This is a genomic window from Actinophytocola sp. (assembly GCF_036002505.1).
Taxonomy (GTDB): Bacteria; Actinomycetota; Actinomycetes; order Mycobacteriales; family Pseudonocardiaceae; genus DASYTH01.
On sequence record NZ_DASYTH010000112.1, the window covers coordinates 1 to 18837 of the forward strand.

Here is an 18837-nt window from a genome sequence, read left to right on the forward strand (position 1 = left end):
AGGTGGACCCGATCCTGATACGTGGTTGCAGCGACGCGGCCAGCGCCTCGACATCGGGTGCGCCAGCGCCGCGGTCTCGCCGCGCCCGACGCAAAGCGGGCCAGCCCGATCGCCCCCGCGGGCCGCATCCGCATCGGGGCCGCGACTGTGTCAGCACGGTGACACTTGCGGGCGCGTGCCGCAGGTTCCGGCGTTGTGCCGCGCATGCGGTTGACGCTGCGAGTGTAAGGAGACGGCGAGGCCGGAAGACGTCGATGTGGTGGTGCTCGGCCTGGGGTTGGGCGGCGAGGAGGTCGCCGGACAGTTGGCCCAGGCGGACCTGTCGGTGGTGGGTGTGGAGGACTGCCTCGTGGGCGGCGAGTGCCCGTACTGGGGCTGCGTGCCCACCAAGATGATGATCTGGGCCGCCGGTCTGATCGCCGAGGCGCGGTGGGTGAACGGCCTGGCCGGCGAGGCGACGGTACGGCCCGACTGGGCGCCGGTCGCCTGGCGGATCCGCAAGGAGGCCACCGACGGGTGGAACGATCAGGTCGCGGTGGACCCGTTCACCGGTAAGGGCGGCCGGTTCGTGCGCGGCCGCGGACGGATCACCGCGCCGGGCGAGGTGAACGTCGGCGATCGGGTGTGGCGCGCCCGGCGCGGCATCGTCCTGGCCACCGGCACCTGATCGTGCTGAGCAGCCGCTTCACCCGCCGGGCGGTGCTGCTGTCCGTGCGGGAGGTGACCTGTTGCGGTGACGTGACACCCGGCGACGTGCTGAGCATCACCGCGGCGGTCACGGCCGTCGCCGGCGACGCCGCGATGGTGGACGGATCGGTCGAGGTCGCCGGCCGCCAGGTCCTTCGCGTTGACGGGATCATGTGCGGCCTGCGCGACGCGCAGACGATGGACACGGCCGAGCGCACCGAGGCGATGGCCCGCCAGTTGCTGCGAGCGGAGCCGCGGCGATGACCAGACGGGTGGTGGTCACCGGGGTTGGCGCGGTCACCCCGCTGGGCAACGACGCGCCCAGCACCTGGCGGGGCCTGGTGGCCGGGCGAAGCGGTATCGGCGAGCTGTCCACATTCGACACGGCGGGGTTTGCGGTGCGCATCATCGGGCAGGTCCGCGGGTTCGACCCCAACAGGCAGATCCCGGCCGGGACACGGTGGCGGCACCTGTCGCGCGCGGGCCGGTTCGGGTTCGCGGCGGCGGCCGAGGCCATCCAGGCCGCACGGGTACCCGCCGTCGGGCCGGCAACCGACCGGCGGGGGGTGGCCATGGCCGGCAGCGTCGGCCGGCCGGACCTGCAACTGCTCGTCGACATCGGACACCTGCGCGCCACCACCGGCAGCCGTGACCCGTTTCTGCGGCAGCCGCCCCATCTCACCCTTGAGGGCAACCCGAACCTGCCCGCCGCGGCGATGGCCAGCCTGCTGCACGCGACCGGGCCGATGATCGGGATCAGCACCGCCTGCTCCGGAGCGATGCTGCTGGGAACCCGCGGCCCACCTCCACCGTGACCGCGGCCCACGCGGCGGGCGCGGCGGCCGCGTGCGTGGCCGACGACCTGCTGCGCGGCGGCCGCGCCGACGCGCTGCTGTGTGTGGGCGTCGACGCCCTGTCCCCGCTGGCGCTGCAGGTCTACGCCGCACTCCCGGCGTTACGGCCCCGGGCCGGGCGTGGCTACCTGCTGGCCGAGGGCGGCGTCGCGCTCGTCCTGGAATGCCGCCGCGCCGCCCGCGCGCGCGGCGCACGCATCCTCGGCGTGCTCACCGGCCACGGCATCGCCTGCGACGCGGCCGGGATCGGCCGGTGGGATCCCGGCGGGGCCGGCATCGAACGCGCCATGCGCATCGCGCTGGCCGCGGCCCGGCTCGACCCGGCCGATCTGGCGGCGATCTGGGCCACCACCACCGGCCTGCCGGCGGTCGACCGCCCCGAACACGACGCCATCGCCCGACTGCCCGGCACCGCAGATGTCCCGATCCGGCAGCCGAAGCTGACCCTGGGCGACCCGGTCGGGGCGGGCGCGCTGGTGTCCGCCGCGCTGGCCCTGCACCAGTGGGACACCGGCAGTCCCGCCGGGCCGGTGCTGGTCAACAGCTCCTCGCTCGGCGGCACCCACATCAGCCTGATCCTGTCCCCGGACCCGTAGGCGACCGTCACCCTGAAGATCGCACGCGCCGGGAGGACACGCACCTCCGCCCGCGCCACCTCGGCCACCGCCACGGCACGGTCCGCCGATGGCCGATGGTCCGGAGCCGCGCACTGCCGGGCCGGCCTGCGTAGGCACCCACTGAAACCCAGGGCGTCAGCCATCACGGCGTACCACCACCAGATCATCTCCCACGGCCGCGCCATCGAACCGGCGCTGGTGGCCTGGCTACCGGACGACACCGCCCTGACCTGCGTTTCCTGGACCCGGACATCCGGCAGGAACATCTCGTCCAGGCGAGCCGTGCCATCGTCTACCCGTTCGCCATCGCCCAGGTCACCCGGTGGGCCACCCAGACCCCCACCCCGACACCGGCCGGGCCGGGGCCGCGATCGAGTTCCTCACGGCCGACATCGCCGGCGTCGCCGCGCGGCTCAACCGGCTCGCCGCCGGCGTGCTCGACCACGGCGATGGCGTTACCGCACCGTCGATCCACACCGCGGCCTCGCGCTCCATCCCTGTCCACGCCCGGACATGACCGACGCGGGGTGGCTGCGCGGTCGGGCCGGCAGCGGGCCGTCAGCGGTTGGTAACCACGTTCGGTAAGCCAGCTCACACTGCGCCGGCTCGGCGGGGCGAAGCATTGGTGGCCGAAGGCGTGCAGCGCCACGGTCGGGAGGTTGACGATGACGACGCGAGGGGCGCACAGCATGTCGCAGCAGTGGGCCGTCGGCGCGGTCTGGCCGCTGTCGGGCTGGCGTGGTCACGCCGACGCCGGGGGCGCGGCTGCGGCCCCGCTGCAGCGGGGCGAGCGCCGCATGCTGTCGACCCGCGACGCCAACGGCCTACCCGTGGTCGCCACCGACCGGGCCCTCTACCACCGACACGATCGTCAGCCCGATGCGCTGTGGACGCGGCTGGGCTGGGAACAGGTGGACCGGGCCGACTGGGACCCGCAACACCGGCGTTTCATCCTGACCGGGCCCACGCCCGACGGGCTGCGGCGCACCGAGCTGCTGCTGGCCGACGGGGTGGCGCTGATGCTGCTGGCCCGCGAACGGATCCGGTGGACCACCCTGCTGGCCAGCACGCTGCACCTGGACAATCTGGGTGAAGCGCGCGTCACTGTGCGGCGGGAGCCCGCCACCGGCGCGCTGCTGTGGGTGGTGCGCCTGCACCCGAGTGTGGACCGCGACGACCCGCGGCTGCCCGCAAGTGTCGATGCGGCGATCGCCGAGCTGCGCGCATACGCCGGCATCTGATCCCCGGCCACCACCCCACCCAGGAAGCCGGCGACGGCCTTGCGCGGGCCGGCAGGCCAGCTGTTTGGGGTGCGGGCGGCAGGCCGAGGTCGGTGTGGACGTAGTGGTTGACGTAGTCGGTGAACCTGTTGGGGGACCAGGTGGGTGAAAAGCCTTTCCCCTGCGGTCCGGATGGTGTGTAACCCGGCACACGCAAACGCCTCACCGCGGGTACGACGGCGCTCACCGACCGGGCCGGACGTGAGGAGCGTTTGGTGAGCGGGGTCACGGAACGCCGCCCGGGATGGTAAGTAGCGTGGCCGGCATGCTGTTGCGGACCATCCTGGGCGCGCTGTACGTGGCGATGGCCGCCGGGCAGCTGGCGTCGTGGGCGGCGATGCCGCGCATTCTCGGCGCCTACGACGCGGCACCGGCCGGGGTGTTGCCGTGGCTGGCGGCCGTGCTGATCGTCGCGGAGCTGCTGGCCGGGGTGTGGCTGCTGGCCCGGCCGCGGTCGCGGGCGCTGGCCCCGGTATGGGTGTACACGACGGTGGCGGCGGCGTGGACGGCACTGGGTGTCCAGGCGTACGCGCGTGGGCTGGCGGTGGACAACTGCGGCTGCTTCGGGCGGTACCTGAGCCAGCGGTTGACCTGGTTCACCCTCGCCCGGGACGGGCTACTGCTGGTCTACGCCGCGGTCATGATCCGTGGCGGTCTGCGCGCCCGGCGTACCCGTGCAGCCGCGGGGACCGGCACACCGACGAAGGAGATGACGCGACCATGAGGATGCGAGCGGTCTGGAACGGTGCGGTGCTGGCCGAAAGTGATGACACCGTAGTGGTCGAGGGCAACCACTACTTTCCGCCGGAGTCGTTGAACCGGCAGTACTTCACCACTAGCGCAACCCATACGGTGTGCCCATGGAAGGGCATCGCCTCCTACCACACGGTCACCGTGGACGGGGTGGCCAACCCGGACGCCGCTTGGTTCTACCCACATCCGACACCGCTGGCCCGCAAGGTCAAGGACCGGGTGGCGTTCTGGCACGGCGTGCGGGTGGAGCCGGTCGCCGAGGCCGCCGATCGGCGGGAGCGGCGATGACCGAGCAGGTTGATGTGGTGGTCCTCGGGCTCGGCCCGGGCGGCGAGGAGGTCGCCGGCAAGCTGGCCGAGGCCGGCCTGTCGGTGGTGGGCGTCGAGGGCAAGCTGGTGGGCGGGGAATGCCCGTACTGGGGCTGCGTGCCGTCCAAGATGATGATCCGGGCGGGCAATCTGCTGGCCGAGGCGCGCCGGATTCCCGGCATGGCCGGGCAGTCCGAGGTTCATCCAGACTGGGCGCCGGTGGCGGCGCGGATCCGCGACGAGGCCACCGATGATTGGAACGACCAGGTTGCGGTCGACCGGCTGGTCGGTAGGGGCGGCCGGTTCGTGCGGGGCTGGGGGCGGCTGGCCGGGCCGGGGCGGGTCGCCGTCGGTGACCAGACCTTCGACGCGCGTCGTGGCGTGGTGATCAGCACCGGCACGGCGGCGACGATCCCGCCGATCGACGGCCTGGCCGGCACCCCGTACTGGACCAACCGGGAGGCGATCGAGACCAAGGAGCTGCCCGGGTCGCTGCTGGTGCTCGGCGGCGGCGCGGTCGGCCTGGAGCTCGCGCAGGTGTTCGCCCGGTTCGGCGTCCAGGTCACGGTGATCGAGGCGTTGGACCGGCTGCTGGCCGTCGAGGAGCCGCAGTCCTCGGCGCTGGCCGCGCGCGCCCTGACCGCCGACGGGGTCGCGGTGGTTACCGGCGCGGCCGTACGGCGGGTCGCCCACGACGGCAACGTGTTCACGATGACGCTCGCCGACGGCGGTACCCATCGCGGGCAGCGGCTGCTGGTGGCCACCGGACGCCGGCCCGACCTGCCCACGCTGGGCGTGGACACCGTCGGGCTGGACCCGAGTGCGCGGGCGGTGCAGGTGGATGAGCGGATGTGGGCGGGCGAACGGCTGTGGGCCGTCGGTGATGTCACCGGCCGCGGCGCGTTCACCCACGTGGCGATGTACCAGGCGGGCATGGCGGTGCGCGACATTCTCGGCCAGCCGGGACCGCCGGCCGACTACCGGGCGCTGCCACGGGTGACCTTCACCGACCCGGAGATCGCCGCGGTCGGCTTGACCGAGGCGCAGGCCCGCGCCGAGGGCATCCGGGTCCACATCGGTACAGCGCAGGTGCCGTCCACGGCGCGCGGCTGGATCCACAAAGCCGGCAACGACGGGTTCATCAAGCTGGTCGCCGACGCCGACCGCGGCGTGCTGATCGGGGCGACCTCCGCCGGCCCGGCCGGCGGGGAGGTGCTCGGCGCGCTGGCCGTCGCGGTGCACGGCCAGTTACCGCTCGACCGGCTCCGGCACATGATCTACGCCTATCCCACGTTCCACCGCGGAATCGAAGACGCGCTCCGGACACTGGGCGGCGCATGAGTGTCCCGGCCGGAACCTGCCCCGCCACGGCAACCGATACCTGATCATGCCGAGTGCGCTGCCCAGCGCCGCCGCCGGCCCGCGGCTCCCGACGGACCAATGGACGGTAGACAGCGACACCGAACCGGCCCGTGATGTCGTTGACGCAGCGACAAATCTGGAAAGAGAGCGACCCCCCCGCAACGCGATAAGCAGCCGGCCGGTCGCACCTCATGAGCTGCCGATGCCCGGCGATGGCGGGCGCTGGGCGGTGATGCGGCGGATCGGTACCGGCAGGCTCACCCGGGCACGGGCGAGCGCCCGCAGGTAGCTTCGCGCGGCCCGGCGCCGCCACTCGGGAAGCTCGGGAAGATAGAGCGAGGCGAGGAAGAGGTCCGCGTCGGCGCCGGCCCGCAGCCGGTACCGGAAGCGGCGGTGCTCGTCGGCGATCACCGTCAGGCCGGCGAAGCGCAGCAGCGTCGGCAACCGGTGCAGCAGTCCGTCGTTGGGGTAGGCCAGCCCGCGTCCCAATGCGGCGAGCAGCCCGGCCAGCACTGGCAGGTCGGTGGCGCGGAGCGGGTGGCGGGCGGGCACGGTGGCGACCAGCCGCCCACCGGGCCGCAGCACCCGGCTGATGTCGGCCAGCACCCGCGGTAGCGGGGTGAGGATCTGCAGCGCCATCGAGCAGGCGACGGTGTCGACGCTGGCATCGCGTACCGGCAGCGCGGCGGCCATGGCTCGAGTCAGGCCGGGTGCGCCGCGACGGCGGGCGGCGGCGAGTTCGGCCGCGTTGATGTCCACACCCACGTAAGTACGACCGGGCAGCAATGTCCACAGTGGAGCGCTGCCGCAGGCCACGTCGAGCACGGTGGTGGCGGCGGGCACCGCCTGGGCGAGCCAGTCGTAGGCGTCCCCGCCGGCGGCCCGGGCGCGGCACAGCACGCGTTCGGTGATGCCCGGATGCCGGGTGTGGAAGGCGTCGAGGTAGCCGGGCCAGCGTGAGCTCACCGGTCCACGCTAGAGCGGCTGCGCCGGGCGGCGGCCCACGCCGCGGCGAGGCCGCCGGCCAACAGCACGGCGAAGATCGCGGTGATCGTGGCCGGGCCGGCGCGGTCGAGCGTGCCGGCGAGCCACCGCTGCACCGAGGCCGCGGTGTCGATGACCGGGTCGGAGGCCGCGCCACCGGCCAGGACCCGCCTCTCCCACCAGCCGTAGTAGGCCACGTAGCCACCCGCGACCAGCGGGAGCAGCCCGCCCAGGCGGGAGATCAGCGGCGCCGCCTTGCGCAGCCGGGTGACCAGCGTGCCGTGGGCGAGGGCCACGGCGAGCGCGGCGGCGGCCACGGTCAGGCCCATGCCGGCGGCGTAGGCCAGGAACAGACCGACACCCTCGGCGGGTGAGCCGGCGCGGAAGCTGGCCACCACGATGGCCAGAAACGGGCCGATGGTGCAACTCAGCGAGGCGACCGCGTAGGCCGCGCCGAAGGTGGCCATCGACGCCAGGGTCCGGGTGACCTGCGGGCCGCGAGCGGTGGGCAGGCGCAGCCCGGGCAGGCTTCGCCCGGCCAGCAGCCACCCGCCGAGCCCGACCAACGTGAGGCCGATGCCGATGGTGACCCAGGGCAGGTGCCGCTGGACCTGCCCCGCGGCCGGCGCGATCAGCAGCCCGAACACGCCGAACACCGCGGCGAACCCGGCGGTCATCGCGGCGGTGGCGCCCAGCGCACGCCGCACCGCGGCGCCCCGACGCGACGGACCGTCGCCGCTGATCAGGAACGCCAGATAGGCGGGCAGCAACGCGAACCCGCACGGGTTGACCGCGGCCAGCATCCCGGCGGCCACCGCGAGGCCCAACGGCGCCTCGACCACGCTTCAGCCCGCCAACTGGGCGAGCATCCGGTCCAGGTCGGCGTCGTCGAGGTAGCCGCGGTGCACGATCGTGCCGGAGGCGTCGAGCAGCACATAGGTGCTCTGGGCGGTGACGCCGAAGCGCTGCCACACCACGCCCTGCTCGTCGGCCACGTGGGCGATGGTGTCCACCTTGGTCAGTTCGACGAAGCGGTGCATGGCGGCCACCTCGTCGAGCCCGGCAACACCGACCACGGTGACCTTCCCGGCGTACCGGGCGGCGACCTGACGCACGTGCGGGGCCTCGGCCGCGCAGGTCGGGCACCACGGGGCCCAGAACCACAGCACCGCCGGCTTACCGGCCAGACTCCGGCCGTCGAAGGTGCCGCCGTCGAGGGTGGCGACGGTGAAGCTGAGGTCGGCCTTCTCCGATGCCGCGGCCCGATCGCGGATCGCCGGATCGGCCGCGTCGGTCCGCCCGGCCGGGCCGGCGCACGCGGTCAACGCCAACACCCCGGCCAGGACCGGCCCGAACAGTCTGGGCCATCGGCTCATCGCGACCCTCATCTCCCATCCGGCGTCGCCGCCGCGTCCCCGTCGCCACGGACACTTCAGCCTGCCCCACGGTCCAGCGATGTTCGGTAACCCAGCTCACGTAGCCACATGCCCGCACCGAGGGTGGCAGGGGCTGTGGTAACAGCGCCGGCTACGGGCGACCATCGCCAACCGTGATACCCCGATCGTCCACCGCTCCCGGGGGGCCTGGCCACCGGCGGCCACGGGTGCGGTCGGTGGTCATCGGATGATCGTGGTGTGGGGCTGGAAGGCCGCCCACGCGAACCAGAACGTGTCCAGGTGCCGTTGCGCGGTCAAGGTCGTGCCGGCGAGGGGTCCGGCGGTGGCCCGGCCGAGGACATCCCAGGTCGAGCCGGTCTCGGTGTCGCGGAACCCGCCGGGGGTGACGGTGAAGTGCAGCCGCCGCCCGTCCAGCATCGGGTCGAACACGCCGACGGTGCCGATGTCACGGCCGCTGCCCACGGCGTCGTCGTCGAGCGCGGAGGCTTGCCCGGGCCGGTGCCACACGATGAGATCCCGGCCGCCGACGGTGACCTCTACGACTCCGGCGGCCGCCACCGCTGAACGCACGACGGCGACGGCGGCGGTGCCGTCGCCGATGCCGATCACCCGCTCCTTCAACCGTTCCCGCCGGTCGGCGTCCGGGAGTGGGAACAGCGGCGGCTGCTGCGGGTCGTCGTAGCCGGCGTAGGGGTTGCGGCCGTAGTCGCGGGTGAAGCCGGTGTCGCGGGAGAGCACCCACGCCCGCGGGTGAGCGGTGCCGAACTGGCGCCAGGCCACCGTCTGCAGCACGTGCGGGGTGAGCCTGGTGCCGGTGAGTACGCCGACGGCGGCGGTGAAGGTCAGCTGCGGCCACAGCGATTCGGTCTGCCGGTCGTACATGACCAGGTTGTCCGCGTACAGCCGCCCGGAGGTGCCGAACGAGAGCACCCGGCCGCCAACGGTGCGGTCGAAGGCCACGCCGGAGTTGCACAGCGGGCAGTAGGTGACCGCGACCGGGGTGCCGGCGACGGTGTCGTTGACGATCTCATGCCAGGTCATGATCTGTACCGGGTAGCCGCGGGTCTGCCCGCCGATGGTCAGCGCCAGCACGGCCTCGGCGTCGCGGAGCCAGGTGACATCACTCGCGCGGAGGAAGGTCGGCCGGTCGATGGTGGGGATGCCATCCGGTGGCGGGCCGCCGGAGCGGATCTCGCCGGGGTCGATCAGCGGCGGCGGGAAGGCCGCGTCGCGCGGGTTGCGCAGCGCCGATGGCACGTCCTCCTTCGGCCCGGCGGCCGTCTGCGGCAACGTCACCGCCTGCGGCGCCGCGGAGTTAGGGTCGTCCGGACCGGCGGCGATGCAGGCGGCGAGCAGCATCGCGGTGATCACACCCACCGCGGACGCGGCCGTGACAGCGAAGCTGCCCATGAATGCAGTTTGTCGACCAGCGGGGTGGACGGACTGTGACGGTGCTTACGGTGGCCCGGGTTCACCGGACATGCCTCGACCGCGACCCGCCCTGACCTGGGAGGCACGGCGGTTGCTTGACGTGCTGGAAGGGGTCGGGCGCACGGGGGGACACCCGGCCCTTCCGGGTGAGTGTTTCCTGGCGGCCGGGCTTCTTCCGTGCGCTGGGCTACATCGAGGCGTACAGCCGTGGGTCAGGCCGCCCGACGGTAAGCGCGATCACGGTACGCACCGCCGTGCGCCTGTCAGGCTGGCCATGGTTCGCCGATGTTCGATCGTGGAGGGTTGCCAGATGACGGTGGTGGAGCCGGCACGGGTCAAGCGGGATCGCGATGAGGTGTTCGTGGAGTACACCAAGTCGGTCTGCCCGGTGTGCAAGGTCGTCGTCGACGCCCAGGTCAACATCCGCGGCGGGAAGGTGTACCTGCGCAAACGCTGCAAGGAACACGGCTGGTTCGAGGCCCTCGTCTACGGCGACGCCCAGATGTACCTGGACTCGGCCCGGTTCAACAAGCCGGGCACGATCCCGCTGACCTTCCAGACCGAGGTCCGCGACGGCTGCCCGTCCGACTGCGGCCTGTGCCCGGAGCACAAGCAGCACGCCTGTCTGGGGATCATCGAGGTCAACACCGGCTGCAACCTGGACTGCCCGATCTGCTTCGCCGACTCCGGCCACCAACCCGACGGGTATGCGATCACCCTCCAACAGTGCGAGGCGATGCTGGACGTCTTCGTCGCCTCCGAGGGCGAGGCCGAAGTGGTGATGTTCTCCGGCGGCGAACCCACCATCCACAAACACATCCTCGACTTCATCGACGCCGCCCAGGCCCGCCCGATCCGGTCGGTCACCCTCAACACCAACGGCATCCGCCTGGCCACCGACAAACGGTTCGTCGCCGCTCTCGGCGCGCGGAACCGGCCCGGCCGGGCAGTCACCATCTACCTGCAGTTCGACGGCTTCGACGAACGCACCCACCGCGAGATCCGCGGCCGCGACCTGCGCGCCATCAAACGCAAGGCACTGGACAACTGCGCCGACGTGGGCCTGACCGTCACCCTGGTCGCGGCGGTGGAGCAGGGCCTCAACGAGCACGAGCTCGGCGACATCATCGAGTTCGGCATCGCCCACCCGGCGGTACGCAGCGTGGCGTTCCAGCCGGTCACCCACGCCGGCCGGCACCTGCAGTTCGACCCACTGACCCGGCTGACCAACTCCGACATCATCCACGCCATCGCCGCCCAACGCCCGCACTGGTTCCAGGCATCGGACTTCTTCCCGGTGCCATGCTGCTTCCCGACCTGCCGCTCCATCACCTACCTGCTCACCGAGGGCACACCCGGCCAGCCCGACTTCGGCCTCGTTCCCATCCCCAGGCTGCTCAACGTCGAGGACTACCTGGACTACGTGTCCAACCGGGTCGTGCCCGACCACGCCGTCCGCGAAGCCCTCGAAAAGCTGTGGTCGGCATCGGCGTTCATGGGCACCGACACCACCAACGAGAAACTCGCCGCCGCGGCGGCCGCTCTCGACTGCGCCGACGCCTGCGGCATCAACCTGCCCGACGCTATCGGCAACCTCACCGACCACGCGTTCATGATCGTCATCCAGGACTTTCAGGACCCGTACACCCTCAACGTCAAACAGCTGATGAAATGCTGCGTCGAGGAGATCACCCCGGACGGGCGGCTGATCCCGTTCTGCGCCTACAACTCCGTCGGCTACCGCGAACAGGTCCGCGCCCGCATGTCCGGCGTCGCCGTCGCCGACGTGGTGCCCAACGCCGCCGGCCTGCAGCCGATCCTGACCGACTCCCGGTACGGGTCCAAAGTCGCCCGCGATGGCGGCAACGGGCACCGCGGCCGTGCGCCGGTGGCCTCCGACACCACCAACGTCGGCACCAAGGCGGTGCGGCGATGAGTGCCCCACGAATTCGCTCGCTGCGCTCACGATTCCGCGGGGACCCCGCATGACCACCGCACGCCCGACACCCGAGCAGGTCAAGTCCTGCTGCGCGGCCACCTACGGCTCCGACCTGGTGGCAATGCTGCTCGGCGACGCCTACCACCCCGGCGGGATGACCCTGACCCGCCACCTCGCCGGCCTGCTCGCCCTCACCCCCAACGACCGGGTGCTGGATGTCGCCGCCGGACGCGGCACCACCGCGCTGATGCTGGCCCACGAGTACAGTGTCCGCGTCGACGGGGTCGACCTGTCGGCCACCAACGTGGCCCTCGCCCAAGGCGCGGCCGACGCCGCCGGGGTTGCCGCCCAGGTGAGGTTCACCGCCGGGGACGCCGAACGGCTGCCCTACCCCGACGCCGTCTTCGACGCGGTCGTCTGCGAGTGCGCGTTCTGCACCTTCCCCGACAAGCCCGCCGCCGCCGCCGAACTGGCCCGGGTGCTGCGTCCGGGTGGCCGGGTCGGCCTCACCGACGTGGTCGCCGACCCGGCGCGGCTGCCCGGCGAGCTGACCGGGCTGACCGCCTGGGTCGCCTGCGTCGCCGACGCCCGCCCGATCGACGAGTACGCCGCCATCCTCACCGACGCCGGCCTGCGGATCATGCACACCGGCCGGCACGACGCCGCGATGCGCCGCATGATCGACCAGATCGAGGGCCGACTCGGTGTGGTGCGGATGACCGCCCGCGCCCGGGCCGAGGCCCTCGGCATGAACTTCGACCGGGCCCCCGCGGTGCTGGCCGCCGCCCGGGCTGCGGTCGCCGACGGCCTGCTCGGCTACGGCCTGCTCGTGGCCGACAGACCGGACCGGCCGTCGTGACGCCCTGCCCGGCCCGGGCGGCGTGTCTGACCACCGTGGCCTGCCTACCGATCAGAGGATGACCACCCGTGGACTATGACCTGATCGTCATCGGTGGTGGCGCCGCCGGGCTGGGCACGGCCCGGGCCGCGGTGCGGGCCGGCGCCCGCACCCTGCTGGTCTGCGACGGCGAGCCCGGCGGTGACTGCACCTTCTACGGCTGCGTGCCGTCCAAGACGCTCATCGAAGCCGCCCGACAGGGCCTGCCATTCACCGCCGCGGCGCAGCGGGTCCGCGACGTGGTGGCCCGGATCGCCGCCACCGAGGACGCCGCCGCACTGCGGCGCGAAGGCATCGACGTGCTGCTCGGCCGGGCCCGGTTCACCGGCCGCGGCCGCATCCACGCCGCCGGGCGGACGCTGACCGCCCGGCGGTTCGTCCTCGCCACCGGGTCAGCGCCGGCGATCCCGCCGATCCGCGGGCTGCAGGCGGTGCCCTACCTGACCAACGAGACCGTCTTCGCCCTGCCGGCCCTGCCGGCCAGCCTGGCCGTGCTCGGCGGCGGGGCGACCGGCTGCGAACTGGCCCAGGCGTTCGCCCGCCTCGGCAGCCAGGTCACCCTCATCGAAGGCGAGGACCGGCTGCTGCCCCGGGAAGACCCCGACGCCTCCCAGGTGATCGCGGCGGTGTTCGGCCGCGCCGGCATCGGCGTGCGCACCGGCGCCCGGGTCGAGGGCGTGTCCGCCGACGGCGCCGGGATCCGGGTGGACCTGGCCGGCGCGGACGGCGTGACCGCCGAGCAGCTGCTGGTGGCGGTCGGCCGTCGCCCGGTCACCGATGGCCTCAACCTGGATTACATCGGGGTCCGGGTCGACGACCGCGGACAGGTGGTCACCGACGCGCACCTGGCCACCACCGCGCCGGGCGTGTACGCGGCCGGGGACGTCACCGGCCGGATGCCGTTCACCCACGCCGCATTCGAGATGGGCCGTGTCGCCGCGGGCAACGCCCTGGCCCGCCGGCCCTGGCGGCGTCGCCGCTACCGCACGCACGCCACCCCGCGGGTCACCTTCACCGACCCGGAGGTCGCTCACGTCGGCATCACCGAAGCCCAGGCCGCCCACCACGGCGGGCGGGTCGCGTGGCTGCCGATGGACGAGATGGACCGGGCACTGGCCGCCGCGGACACGGACGGGTTCATCAAACTCATCGCCGGACCCCGGCCGCTGCTGTGCACCCTCGGCGGCGGGCAGCTCCTCGGCGCCACCATCGTCGCCGCCCGCGCCGGGGAAATGATCCACGAACCCGTGCTGGCGATGGCCACCGGCATGTTCACCGGCCGGCTCGCCGCCGCCACCCACGCCTACCCCACCTGGTCCTCCGGCGTGCAGCTGGCCGCGGCCCAGTTCTTCATGACCATCGGCGGGCGCACCGCCCGGCCCGCGCGGAGCGTGCCGTAGCGGCCCCGGGACGGCCAGGCGAATCGTGCCGGTCGCCGGCGTGGATGCTCAAACACGCGCAGGACGTTGCGATGGCCGATCACCCTCGGACACGAGGCTGGCGGGCGGGTGTCGGCTCGGCGCTCTCGCCACGCCCGCACCCGCGAGACCGCGCCGGCCGATGTCGGCCGGTGGCCAGCACCGTCGCACGTGACCGCCCCGCACCGTTGGACTGGCAAATCGTGCGCAGGCCGCGACACCACCGCGACGTCCTCGGCGATGCCAGCATCTCCCTGAACGCCCGCGCGTCCGCACTCAGGTTCAGCAGGACGCGCCCGGCGAGATCGTCGCCGCCGTGGTAGCCGGCCGAGCCCGGCCCAACCGCCACGACGCCCTTCTGTCCGGCCACACCCCCGATCACCGCGTAGAAGTCGTCGCGGCCCGCGTCCGGAGCGGCCGCGGGCGGCACCACCGTGCGGACCACGCGGCCGTCGAGGTAACAGCAGCCGTCGGGAACACAAACGGCGGCGTGCCCGCCTGCGCCGGTGCCGGGACTGCGAGCAGGGCCAACAGCAATGCGGGTACGAACAACAGCGCACGCAGGCGCATGACGTTGCCTCCTCTACAGCATGTACGGTCCGTCAGGCCGGACGCTATGCGCCGTCGGCGGTGCAGGTTCTTACCAGACCCTTGTGATGTCCTTACGGCTGTCCAGCGGATCCGTGGTACACCGGCATCTGCGGGGTGTGCGGGCCGATCTTGGATCGGTAGCGGCGGCCGGGGTTGCGGGCGGCGGCTTTGAGCACGAGCCGGGCGGTGGCTTCGGCGACCTTGAAGTGCAGGTCGAGCAGGACGCTGGTGTAGGTGTCGGCGGTGAGCACGATGCTGGTGTGCCCGAGCTGTTCCTGCACGGTTTTGAGGTCGGCGCCGGCGGCGTGGGCCTGGGTCGCGGCGCCGTGGCGGAGGTCGTGCAGCCGCACGGGTGGGAGGCCGGATCGGGTGACGAGGTAGCGGAACCGGCGGGTGAGCCAGTCCGGGTGCAGCGGTGCGCCGTTGTCGGTGGGCAGTTCGACGAACCGGGCGAGGTTGTCGCGCAGCAGCCCGTCGCGGATCGCGGCGTTGAGCGCTGAGCGGAGGGTGCCCGGATGCGGTGCAGCGCTGACGGGGTAGGCGGTCGGCCGGTTCGCGTGTCGGTGGAGGCCAGGGTGGCGAACCTGGCGGCGATGTGGCGGCCGGTCAGTTCGCCGAGCCGGATGCCGCCGAGGTGCGGGATGAGGTGCCGTTCGACGTGTTCGGTGTAGGAGCGCAACGTGCTCGGCCGGATGCTGGTCCGGGTGGTGAGCCAGTGTCGTAGCCAGCGGGCGACCGTCCAGGTGGCGGTGGTGCGTTCGGCGCGCGACCGTTCCAGCAGGTCGTCCCGCGCTGCCTCGGCGGCCCGGCGGGTGGCGTAGCCGCCGCGGCGGATCCGCTCCTGCTGGCCGAAGATGGTCGTCACCGAGCAGTGGAACGACCAGCTTCCGTGTCCTCGTTCGGCGAGTCGTGGGCACGCCCGCTCCAGTCGCTTGCGGGTTTGGGGATCACGGCATCCGCACCGTTTGAAGATCGCGCCGCCACTCATCTTGGCCACCTCCCGGGTCGATGTCTCGATGGTCGGCTGACGCGGAGATCGATGACGACAATCGCCGGGGTGAGGGTGTGGCAGACCCTGTTACTCGGCGTCATGTCACCGCTGGTGCCCCCTGGCCCCGTTCGGCCCGTTCGTCCTCGACGTCCCGCGGTACTGGTCAACTGGTGGGCAGCGTGTATTCCGGGCCGGCGCGATTCCCCATCGAGGCCGGGACGGGTCTGTGGGTAGCCTTACCGGTAGGTGTGCCGGGAAGCCTGGTCGGCGTCGTTGATGGCCGATGAGGGCTGGGGGCGTACCGTGCGCGCGGGCGAGATGGCCGCGCCGTTTCCCACCGTGGGGTTGGACACCCCGGCGGTGGAGGCGGCTCGATTGTTGGCCGGGCAGAATCTGCCTGGGTTGATCGTGGTTGACGAGGCCGGGCGGCCGTGGACGGTGCTGCCCGGCACCCAGGTGCTGCGCATGGCTGTGCCGGCGTACTGCCAGGACGACCCGGCGTTGGCCCGGGTGATCGACGAGGCCGAGGCGGACCTGCTGCTGTCCGGGCTGGCCGGACGGACGGTGCGGCAATGCCTGCCGGAGCCGCCGCGCGAGTTGCCGGTGGTGGATCCGGACGCCACGGTGTTGGAGATCGCCGCGCTGATGGCCCGCACCCGTAGCCCGCTGGTCGCGGTGGTCGACGAGGCTGGCATGATGCGGGGCGCGGTCACGCTGGACGCGTTGCTGGACCGGATGTTGGCGTCGTGAGCGTCACCGCGTGGCTGGCGGTGGCCGTGTTCGTCGTCGCCTACGTGCTGATCGCGACCGAGCGGGTGCACCGGGTCGCCGCCGCGCTGGGCGGCGCAGCGATCATGCTGGTCATCGGCGCCACCGACGCCGAGCACGCGTTCTTCTCCGAGCAGGCCGGCATCGACTGGAACGTCATCTTCCTGCTGCTCGGGATGATGCTCATCGTCGCGGTGCTGCAGCGCACCGGGGTGTTCGAGTATCTGGCGATCTGGGCGGCCAAGCGTGCGAGGGGCCGTCCGTTTCGGGTGATGGTGATCCTGGTGCTGGTCACCGCACTCGCGTCGGCGTTGCTGGACAACGTGACCACGGTGCTGCTGGTTGCGCCCGTGACGTTCGTTGTGTGTAAGCGGCTCGGGGTGCCGGTGGTGCCGTTCCTGATCGCCGAGGCCCTGGCCAGCAACATCGGCGGCACCGCGACCCTGGTCGGTGACCCACCCAATATCATCATCGCCAGCCGGGCCGGGCTGTCCTACAACGACTTCCTGGTCCACCTCGCCCCCCTCGTCGCGGTGCTGCTTGTCGTGTTCCTGGCGCTGTGCCGGTGGCTGTTCCGGCACGCGTTCGCCTACGACCCGGACCGCGCCGCCGGCATCGCCGCGCTGCGAGAACACGACGCGATCCGCGACCGGCGGCTGCTCGTGGTCAGCCTCGTCGTGCTCGCGCTGGTGACCGCCGCGTTCGTGCTGCACACCGCGCTGCACCTGCAGCCGTCGGTGGTCGCCATCGTCGGTGGGCTGCTGCTGCTGGCCGCGTCGAAGCTGGACGCCGCCGACGTCGCCAAGGACGTGGAGTGGCCCACGCTGGCGTTCTTCGCCGGCCTGTTCGTGATGGTCGGCGGGCTGGTCGCCACCGGCGTCATCGACAAGATCGCCCGGGCCGCGGCCGAGGCCACCGAGGGCCGACTGCTGCTCACCTCGATGGTGCTGCTGTGGGCCTCCGCGGTGCTGTCGGCGATCGTGGACAACATCCCCTATGTCGCCACGATGAGCCCGATCGTGTCGGAACTGGTCGCCAGCAACAGCGAACACAGCGCCAAGGAAGTGCTGTGGTGGTCCCTCGCCCTGGGCGCGGACCTGGGCGGCAACGCCACCGCGATCGGCGCCTCCGCCAACGTCGTCGTGCTCGGCATCGCCGAACGCAATGGAGCGCGCATCTCGTTCTGGCAGTTCAGCAAGTACGGGCTGATCGTCACCCTCATCACCGTCGCGATCTCCGCGGGGTACCTATGGCTGCGCTACTTCGCCCTCGCATGACGACATCCCGAGCCCCGCGGGTGGGCGGCATGTCGCTGTTCTGGCGGGTGTTCACCGCCAACGCCGTGCTGCTGATCGCCGCCGCGGTCGTGCTCGGCGTCACCCCGGTCACGGTGAGCTGGCCGATCGCCGTCACCGAGGCGGTGGTGCTCGGGCTCGGCCTGGCCGGCATGCTCGCCGTCAACGCGGTGCTGCTGCGGCTGGCCTTCGCCCCGCTCACCGCGCTGGCCACCCGCATGACGCAGGTCGACCTGCTCGACCAACCGCACCCGCTGGCCGCCCGCGGGCGCGGGGAGATCGCCGCGCTGGTCGCCGCGTTCAACGACATGCTCGCCCGGCTGGAGGCCGAACGCCGCGAGAGCACCGGCCGGGCCGTCGCGGCGCAGGAGGCCGAACGCCGGCGGGTCGCCACCGAGTTGCACGACGAGGTCGGCCAGACCATGACCGGCGTGCTCATGCAGCTCGAACGCCTCCACGACGGCGTCGCCGACGATCGCCGCGACGAGCTGCGCGATGCGCAGGAGGCCGTCCGCGCCTCCGTGGAGGAGGTGACCAGGATCGCCCACGAGCTGCGCCCCAGCCTGTTGGACCACCTCGGGCTGGTCAGCGCCCTGACCGAGCTGTCCCGCGCGTTCACGCACCGCACCGGCATCACCGTGGAGTGCAGGCTGGACCCGCACCCGCCCGCGCTGGACCGTGATGTCGAACTGGCGGTATACCGCATCGTGCAGGAGAGCCTGACCAACGTGGCCCGCCACGCCGGCGCCCGCCGCGTCGAGCTGACGCTGCGGCATACCCCGGACCGGGTGCACGTGGAGGTGGTCGACGACGGGCACGGCCTGCCCGCTCAAACCCCAGCCGGTGCGGGGCTGCGCGGCATGCGCGAACGCGCCATCCTCATCGGCGGGCACCTCACCGTTACCACCGCGCCATCCGGTGGCGTCCGGGTCGGCCTCGACCTGCCAGTGCAGGGGCCGGACCGATGACACCACCGGCCGTGGCCCGCGTCCTGGTCGCCGACGACCACGCCGTCGTGCGCCACGGCCTCCGGCTGCTGCTGGACCGCGAGCCCGATCTCACCGTCGTCGCCGAGGCCGCCGACGGCGCCCAGGCCGTCGACCTTGCCGTGGCCGGCGGTGTGGACCTGGTCATCCTCGACATCGCCATGCCCCGCCTGACCGGCCTGCAGGCCGCCCGGGAACTGGCCCGCCGCCGCCCGCACCTGCCGATGCTGATGCTGTCCATGTACGACAACGACCAGTTCCTGTTCGAGGCCCTCAAG

At 72.6% G+C, this 18837-nt stretch carries 22 protein-coding genes; 17 read left to right on the forward strand and 5 right to left on the reverse strand.

Annotated elements, in window-relative coordinates; translation table 11 throughout:
• Positions 1-256 precede the first annotated feature (256 nt).
• The 9 genes from VGR06_RS08925 (at position 257) to VGR06_RS08965 (ending at position 5840) form a co-directional block, all read left to right on the forward strand.
• Positions 257-667 carry an FAD-dependent oxidoreductase gene (locus VGR06_RS08925; protein WP_327558507.1) on the forward strand — a complete coding sequence of 137 codons (411 nt, stop codon included), beginning with the start codon at positions 257-259 and terminating at the stop codon, positions 665-667.
• 2 nt (positions 668-669) lie between these two features.
• Positions 670-951: a hypothetical protein gene (locus VGR06_RS08930; RefSeq protein ID WP_327558508.1), complete on the forward strand. Its 282-nt coding sequence runs from the start codon at positions 670-672 to the stop codon at positions 949-951.
• Positions 948-1502 carry a beta-ketoacyl synthase N-terminal-like domain-containing protein gene (locus VGR06_RS08935; protein ID WP_327558509.1) on the forward strand — a complete coding sequence of 185 codons (555 nt, stop codon included), beginning with the start codon at positions 948-950 and terminating at the stop codon, positions 1500-1502. The genes VGR06_RS08930 and VGR06_RS08935 overlap by 4 nt, the downstream gene beginning before the upstream one ends.
• On the forward strand, positions 1499-2137 hold the full coding sequence (locus VGR06_RS08940; protein ID WP_327558510.1) for a hypothetical protein: 639 nt from the start codon (positions 1499-1501) through the stop codon (positions 2135-2137). The genes VGR06_RS08935 and VGR06_RS08940 overlap by 4 nt, the downstream gene beginning before the upstream one ends.
• Positions 2138-2480: 343 nt before the next feature.
• A complete protein-coding gene (locus VGR06_RS08945) occupies positions 2481-2675 on the forward strand; it encodes a hypothetical protein (protein ID WP_327558511.1) in 195 nt (64 codons plus the stop codon).
• 148 nt (positions 2676-2823) lie between these two features.
• Positions 2824-3399: a hypothetical protein gene (locus tag VGR06_RS08950; protein WP_327558512.1), complete on the forward strand. Its 576-nt coding sequence runs from the start codon at positions 2824-2826 to the stop codon at positions 3397-3399.
• A gap of 304 nt (positions 3400-3703) precedes the next feature.
• The gene (locus tag VGR06_RS08955; protein ID WP_327558513.1) at positions 3704-4162 is read left to right on the forward strand and encodes a MauE/DoxX family redox-associated membrane protein; all 459 of its coding nucleotides are present in this window, start codon (positions 3704-3706) and stop codon (positions 4160-4162) included.
• Positions 4159-4479 carry a DUF427 domain-containing protein gene (locus VGR06_RS08960; protein WP_327558514.1) on the forward strand — a complete coding sequence of 107 codons (321 nt, stop codon included), beginning with the start codon at positions 4159-4161 and terminating at the stop codon, positions 4477-4479. Before VGR06_RS08955 ends, VGR06_RS08960 begins: the two co-directional genes overlap by 4 nt.
• Positions 4476-5840: an NAD(P)/FAD-dependent oxidoreductase gene (locus tag VGR06_RS08965; protein ID WP_327558515.1), complete on the forward strand. Its 1365-nt coding sequence runs from the start codon at positions 4476-4478 to the stop codon at positions 5838-5840. The genes VGR06_RS08960 and VGR06_RS08965 overlap by 4 nt, the downstream gene beginning before the upstream one ends.
• 210 nt (positions 5841-6050) lie before the next feature.
• Here VGR06_RS08965 and VGR06_RS08970 read toward each other — a convergent pair whose 3' ends face one another.
• The 4 genes from VGR06_RS08970 to VGR06_RS08985 all read right to left on the reverse strand — a co-directional run bounded on the left by VGR06_RS08970 (position 6051) and on the right by VGR06_RS08985 (position 9652).
• Positions 6051-6827 carry a class I SAM-dependent methyltransferase gene (locus tag VGR06_RS08970; protein WP_327558516.1) on the reverse strand — a complete coding sequence of 259 codons (777 nt, stop codon included), beginning with the start codon at positions 6825-6827 and terminating at the stop codon, positions 6051-6053.
• On the reverse strand, positions 6824-7687 hold the full coding sequence (locus VGR06_RS08975; RefSeq protein ID WP_327558517.1) for a cytochrome c biogenesis CcdA family protein: 864 nt from the start codon (positions 7685-7687) through the stop codon (positions 6824-6826). The genes VGR06_RS08970 and VGR06_RS08975 overlap by 4 nt, the downstream gene beginning before the upstream one ends.
• A gap of 3 nt (positions 7688-7690) precedes the next feature.
• Entirely contained in the window at positions 7691-8221 is a 531-nt protein-coding gene (locus tag VGR06_RS08980) for a TlpA family protein disulfide reductase (protein WP_327558518.1), read from the reverse strand.
• Between the two features lie 240 nt (positions 8222-8461).
• A complete protein-coding gene (locus tag VGR06_RS08985; protein WP_327558519.1) occupies positions 8462-9652 on the reverse strand; it encodes a DUF3179 domain-containing protein in 1191 nt (396 codons plus the stop codon).
• A 331-nt stretch (positions 9653-9983) separates the two neighbouring features.
• Between VGR06_RS08985 and VGR06_RS08990 the strand changes: the two genes are divergently transcribed.
• From VGR06_RS08990 to VGR06_RS09000, 3 genes are all read left to right on the forward strand, one after another.
• On the forward strand, positions 9984-11609 hold the full coding sequence (locus tag VGR06_RS08990) for a radical SAM protein (RefSeq protein WP_327558520.1): 1626 nt from the start codon (positions 9984-9986) through the stop codon (positions 11607-11609).
• A gap of 49 nt (positions 11610-11658) precedes the next feature.
• Positions 11659-12471 carry a class I SAM-dependent methyltransferase gene (locus VGR06_RS08995; protein WP_327558521.1) on the forward strand — a complete coding sequence of 271 codons (813 nt, stop codon included), beginning with the start codon at positions 11659-11661 and terminating at the stop codon, positions 12469-12471.
• Between the two features lie 68 nt (positions 12472-12539).
• Complete coding sequence (locus VGR06_RS09000) at positions 12540-13910, forward strand: dihydrolipoyl dehydrogenase family protein (protein WP_327558522.1); 1371 nt, start codon at positions 12540-12542, stop codon at positions 13908-13910.
• A 680-nt stretch (positions 13911-14590) separates the two neighbouring features.
• Here VGR06_RS09000 and VGR06_RS43845 read toward each other — a convergent pair.
• A complete protein-coding gene (locus VGR06_RS43845; RefSeq protein ID WP_414637204.1) occupies positions 14591-15001 on the reverse strand; it encodes a tyrosine-type recombinase/integrase in 411 nt (136 codons plus the stop codon).
• 198 nt (positions 15002-15199) lie between these two features.
• Here VGR06_RS43845 and VGR06_RS09010 point away from each other — a divergent pair, with 198 nt between their 5' ends.
• From VGR06_RS09010 to VGR06_RS09030, 5 genes are all read left to right on the forward strand, one after another.
• Entirely contained in the window at positions 15200-15340 is a 141-nt protein-coding gene (locus VGR06_RS09010) for a hypothetical protein (protein WP_327558528.1), read from the forward strand.
• Positions 15341-15786: 446 nt separating this feature from the next.
• Positions 15787-16260 carry a CBS domain-containing protein gene (locus tag VGR06_RS09015; RefSeq protein WP_327558523.1) on the forward strand — a complete coding sequence of 158 codons (474 nt, stop codon included), beginning with the start codon at positions 15787-15789 and terminating at the stop codon, positions 16258-16260.
• Complete coding sequence (locus tag VGR06_RS09020; RefSeq protein ID WP_327558524.1) at positions 16257-17555, forward strand: ArsB/NhaD family transporter; 1299 nt, start codon at positions 16257-16259, stop codon at positions 17553-17555. Before VGR06_RS09015 ends, VGR06_RS09020 begins: the two co-directional genes overlap by 4 nt.
• Positions 17552-18541: a HAMP domain-containing sensor histidine kinase gene (locus VGR06_RS09025; RefSeq protein WP_327558525.1), complete on the forward strand. Its 990-nt coding sequence runs from the start codon at positions 17552-17554 to the stop codon at positions 18539-18541. The genes VGR06_RS09020 and VGR06_RS09025 overlap by 4 nt, the downstream gene beginning before the upstream one ends.
• Positions 18538-18837, forward strand: a 300-nt coding sequence (locus tag VGR06_RS09030; RefSeq protein WP_327558526.1) for a response regulator transcription factor, incomplete at its 3' end; no start/stop codon positions are given. The genes VGR06_RS09025 and VGR06_RS09030, both read left to right, overlap by 4 nt.